This is a genomic window from Polaromonas sp. YR568, from assembly GCF_943369675.1.
Classification (GTDB): domain Bacteria; phylum Pseudomonadota; class Gammaproteobacteria; order Burkholderiales; family Burkholderiaceae_C; genus Polaromonas.
The window spans coordinates 1-5447 of the sequence record NZ_CALROB020000089.1 but is presented as its reverse complement, the minus strand read 5'-3'; the positions used below and the strand labels follow the sequence as shown (position 1 = coordinate 5447).

Here is a 5447-nt window from a genome sequence, read left to right as displayed (position 1 = left end):
GCGCGGTCGCGCTGCAGCATGTCCTGGGCCGCCATCGCCGCCTGCGAGGCCGCGGCGCCGGCATTGGTCAGCGCGCCTATGTTGACGGCCTCCACCACCGGCAGGCCCTTGGCCTCGCCCTTGACCTTGATGTTGTCGGCGTTGAGCACCTGCAAGGCCATGATGTTGAGGTTGCCCGCCACACGGATGCCGGCATCCCCCGCATTGATGGTGCCCTGCGGCGCGACCAGGTCGACGTCGCCGTCACCGACGGTGCCGATGCCGCTGCCACTCATGTCCGATTTCTCGCGGACGACAGTGTTGCCGTCCAGGTCGGTGACGATCTCCGGCGCCGACGGCACCCGCACCGTCTTGGAGCCCTTGCCGGCATCGATGCCGCCGCGGCTGGACCAGATGATCTGGTCGCTGCCGCGCTTGCTGGCTTCGGGCACGAAAGAAAGAATGCGCGACTGGTTGACGACGACGTCGTCCTTGGCGAACACATTGATGTGCCCGGAGCCCAGTGTCACCAGGCCGTAGCCCGCCGGCACGGTGGCGCCCAGCGAGGCCACCTGCAGGCCGCCGCCCGGCGTGAGGACGTTGATGTCGCCGCCGCTCATGGTGCGCAGCATCATGTTGTTGGCCGCGACGTTGCCTTTCCAGGCCTCGCCGGGGAACAGGACCGCAATCGCCGCGTAGCCGCGGTTGTAGCCGCCGTTGAGCGGCAAGCCGTTGACGCCGGGTTCGCCCTGGTTGCGCCCGGCTTCACGCAGCTCAAGCAGGTAGACCTGGCGCAGGAACTGTTGCTGCGCCAACTTGGGCAAGGACTGGAAACGCGTCCATGCGGCCATCGGAGCCAGGTCTTCGCCCGTCATGTCCTTCATGTACGAAACCAGGCCGCGGCGGGTGACTTTTTGCTGGCCGCCAGGACGCGTCTCGACGGCGTCGGTCAGGTAGAGGGGCAGCACGCTACCGTCGGCCGCCCTGGCCTTGAGGTAGTCGGGCATGGCGGCGGCCTTGGCGGGGTCGAGGTAGGCGCCGGCGAAGGCGTCGTACGCCGCGGCGCCGTTCATGCCGGCCATCACCGTGATGGAGGCGCCTTGCGACGGCAGCCCGTTGATCTGGGTTCCGGCCATCGGACGGTTGTTCGCGTCATATTGCTGGTTAGCCAGCGTCTGGATCTGCAGGTCGCCGGCATACACATCACGGCCGGCGGATACAAGCAATACGCCAGGGCCTTGCATTTCAACGCTGCCGGTCAGTGTATTGACGCTCGGGTTGTTCCTGTCGATGGGTTTGACCCGTGTCATCGCCAGAATATCGTTGCCCGCTTCGAGCAAGGTGACATCGGAGGCACGTACATTGCGGCCCGCCAGGCGCACCCCGCGTATATCTTTGCCTGCGCGTATCCAGGTCTGTTCGCTGGCTTTCAGGTCCAGCCCGAAGATCGACCCCTCCGCCGCGTAAATACGGCTAGGCGCGAAATCACCGGCCAAAGGCAGAACCCCTGGGTTACTGAGCTCACGCAGGAAGCTGTCTTTGATGGCTGACGAGCCCGAAGGATTGATCTGGTTATTCAACAGATCGTCCATATTCATCTGGCCAAAAGAGACTCCACCCGTTGGCATGAAGGGCGACGGCATCATTTGGGGAGTGGCGTAGGCCATTGAAACCGGTGCGGCGAAGCGCAGGTTGTTTTGTGCAATCAGGGAAACGTCGTTGTTCCAGCTGGGCATTACATACAAGGCTCCATCAATTCCCAAACTTCCGTTCAATGCAGCCACGGACAGCCGGGCCGGGTAACGGTTGCCGCCATGCGCGAGCTGGGCGTCCACCTTCTCACTCCAGCGCACCTGGCGATCACCAAACACGTAGTTCGCCTCGTTGACCAGTTTGATGTCCCCACCTGTGGACACCAGGTTCAGCACCGTGCGGCCGGTATAGCCGCTCATGTAGGCGCCATAGTCCAGTTGTTGCCCATCGGGCCTGAGGCCATCGCCATAGCGCACCAGCATCGGATCAATGATGGTTTGCAAACGCAGGTCACCGGCCGTACGCAAACTCAAGGTGGCATCACCCAGCGCCAGTATTGGTGCCACTGCATTGCTGGTTCGCGTGAAGGTCCCGTTACTCTGGTCCCAGTCCACGATGACCGTGTGGCCCACCGCCGTTTCACCGGCCTTGATCTCCCCAGCGCCGCGCGCGATGTAGTACTGGCCGCCGCGTATGGCGCCGCCGGCCTCGACCGTCAGGGTGCCGCCGTTGCGGGTTTCCATGGCCATCGCTTCGGCGGCCGATCGGCCGCCGCGCATGCGCATGGTGGTCGGCAAGACCACCACGAGGTTGCCCAGGTCGCCGCCGGCATTGACCGTGACGTTGCCGCCGCCCAAGGCACCTACACCCTGTTTGAAGGCGCCGTAGTTGACCCACCAGCTGGACTGTTGAGGCGCCAATAGCAGTGGACCGTAACTGCCATCTGGACGGATGCCTGTCTCGCCGCTCTCAAACTCTCCAAAATAGCGTTGTGCATTAAAAGCTCCCTGCCGGTTCAGCCACTCGACGAAGCGCTGTCCGGCCGGCTGCGCCTCAATGCTGCCCTGCGCGCTGATGTCCAGGTTGCCGCCTTCAACGCCGTAGATCGCCGCGGCATTGGCCGTCGTGAAGTCGCTCCAGGCCGTCATGTCCTTGCGCCCGGCCGTGTAGATCACCGACTCCTTGTGCGCCAGTGTGAGGTCTCTGCCTGCACGTACTTCAAGATCCCCAGTACCCGTACGGATCAGCTTGCCCGAGCCGTTGTCGACGGCGGCGTCCGGGTTGGTGTCGGCCGTGCCGATGGTGATGCTGCCGCTGCCCGCCGCTTGCGCCGCCAGCGGCTTGACCGCCAGCGTGTTGGCCGAGCCCAGGTCGGCGCCCGCGACCAGGCGCAGGTTCCACGAAGCGCCTTCCTGCAGCTTGCCTGCCCGGTCAGCGGTGTCGAAGCCGTCGCTCAGGTGGCCCTTGACGACCAGGTTGCCGCCGGCTCTGAGTGTGAGTGTGCCCTCTCTTGCGTTTGCAAAGTCGCCGCGCAGGTTCCAGTCACCGTTCATGGCCAGGTCACCGGCGCTTTCAATGACGATGCCGGGCATGACGGCCAGCGTGGTGCCGAGCCGGTTTGCCACAGCGGGCGCGGCCGCGCTGAACTGGTTGGCATCGGCGACGGCCGCGGCCTTGACGGCGTCGACCGTGCTGGCGTTGTAAGTGGCGATACCTTCGAGCACCGCCGAGCGCGCGCCGGCGATGCTGACGTTGACGGCTGTTGCATTGAGGTCGGTGTGCGCGGCATTCTGCTGGGCGCGCAACCTGACCTTGCCGCCTTCATTGCCGGCCACGTTAATCGTGCCGCCCTGCAGGTCCAGCTGCCCGCCCGCGGCTTCAAGCGTGACGCGGCCGCTGCCGAGCTCGCCGGTGGCGCCGGCCAGCAGCTGCGCGCCGGCGTTCATGGTCACCCCGTTGCCGCCGGTGATGCGGATGGCGCCGCCGTAGGCAGCCCTGGCGTCGACGGTGCCGGCGATCGTGACCCGGCCCTGGTCGGTGGTGAGGCCAAAGTCCTCCACCGTGGTGGTGCCGTCCAGCGTGATGTCGCCCTGGCGGATGCGGAACTGCCGTGAGCGGTTAAACCCCGCTGCATTGAGCCGCTGGCTGAAGCCGGCGAAGTCGGCCAGCGCGGCGATGTCCAGCGCGAAGGCGCCGGCCTTGCCGCCCGCGCCGGCCTGCGCGTTGATGGTGCCGTCCAGCACGACGGTGCCGCCGTTGGCGGCGGCGACGTTCAGGGTGCCGGCATTGCCGCCGGCCTTGTGGGCGGCCAGGTTGAGCTGGCTGCCGCTATTGAGCCGGACGTCGCCGCCCACGGCCGAGAGCTTGATGCTTCCGGCGTCGGCGTAGCCGGCGACGTCGAAGAACTGTTTGGCAAAGCCGCCTACGTCGATCTGCGCGCCGTCCGCCAGGGTCAGGCCACCGGCAGTCGCCGTCATGTCGATGTTGCCGCCCAGCGCGACGGCGCGGCCACCGAACACGATGCTGGCGCCGGACAGGCTCAGGCGTGAGCCGAGGCTGTCTTGCAGATTCTGTTGGGTTGAATCACCTCCTGCTGTTCGCAGGACTTGCAATGCACCGCTTGTGACGATGCTTTGCGCGGCGCCGCCGCGGCCGGTGAGCAGCGCGGTGTTCAGGTTCAGCGCAATGGCGCCGGTGTCTATGCCGCCTTTGCCGGCGCCGACGATCTGCTCGCGCCCGCCCAGGGTGATGGCGCCGAAGCCGGCGAAGTTCTTCTGCCCGGCCCCCAGGACCAGGCTGGCGGCGTCCAGCGTGAAGCTGCCGTTGCCGTTGCCGGTAGCGGCCAGGGCGGCGCCGCTGTTCTCCAGCGCGATCTTCTCGCCCCTGAGGACGATGTTGCCACCGTGGCCGGTGAAGGCCGCGCCGTCAAAGGTCAGCGAAGCGAGGCCTGCCGCGCCGAGGTCCACCGATTGGTGGAAGTCGAAGCTGGAGTAGCTGCGCAGCGTCAGGTGCTTCGAGTTGGCCAGCTGGGCCAGGGCGGCGCTGTCCAGCACCATGCCGCTGCCGCCGCCGAAGCCGATGCGGCCGGCAGACACGGACAGGTCTATGCCCGAGATTCTGGCGGAGGCGGCGAGCTCGGTCGTTCGCGTGGCGTCGATCAGCAGGGCGTCACCGCCGTTGAGGGCCGCGCCGGCGCCTATCGTGACCAGGCCGCCCTGGGTGGTGTCGACGTTCTGGCGCACGACCTTGACGGCCTCGCCGTTGGCGACGCGGACCAGCGCGCCCCAGTCTTTGCTGGGGGTGACCAGGACGTCGTCGGCGGTGTCGGGCGTGCCTTTGTTGTCATAAACGGCGGCCACCTGCGGTTTCATGATGAGGTTGCCGCCGCCGCTGGCGCCGGTGCCGCGGGCGCTGACGACGCTGCCGGCATCGACCGCGACCTTGCCGCTGGCGGCCAGGATGATCTCCGGGCCGAAGAGTTCGGTTGCGGCACCGTTGCGCACGACGATGTCGGTGGCGGTGACGTCGATCTGCGTGCCCAGCGGGTCGCCCTTGCGGGTGCCGCCGACCAGCAGGCTGCCGGCGCCGAAGTTGGACAGGCTGGTGGCATCGATGACGAGGTAGCCGCCAGCCTGCAGGGTGCCTGCGTCCTGGCCGGCGCCGACGATGGCGATCTTCTTGCCGGCGATGTCGACCAGGCCGCCGCGCCCGCCCTTGTCTGCCTGGGACAGCAGCGTGCCGTCCAGGGTCAGGCGTGTGGTGGCTTCAAAGACGACAGCGCCGCCGTCGCGCGCCAGGCGGGGGGTGACGATGTCCTGGCCGGTGAGGCGGTATTGCGTGAGCTTGAAGGCTTCGGACGAGAAGAAGTCGTTGGCGAAGGCTTCGTTGTATTCGGTGTATTTGCGCACGGTGGCGCCGGGCATGACGCGCCAGGC

1 protein-coding gene is annotated in these 5447 nt (G+C 66.8%); it reads right to left on the bottom strand.

Annotated elements, in window-relative coordinates:
* A partial coding sequence (locus ACLV8F_RS24635) for a filamentous haemagglutinin family protein (RefSeq protein ID WP_411886827.1) occupies positions 1 to 5447 on the bottom strand: 5447 nt, incomplete at both ends.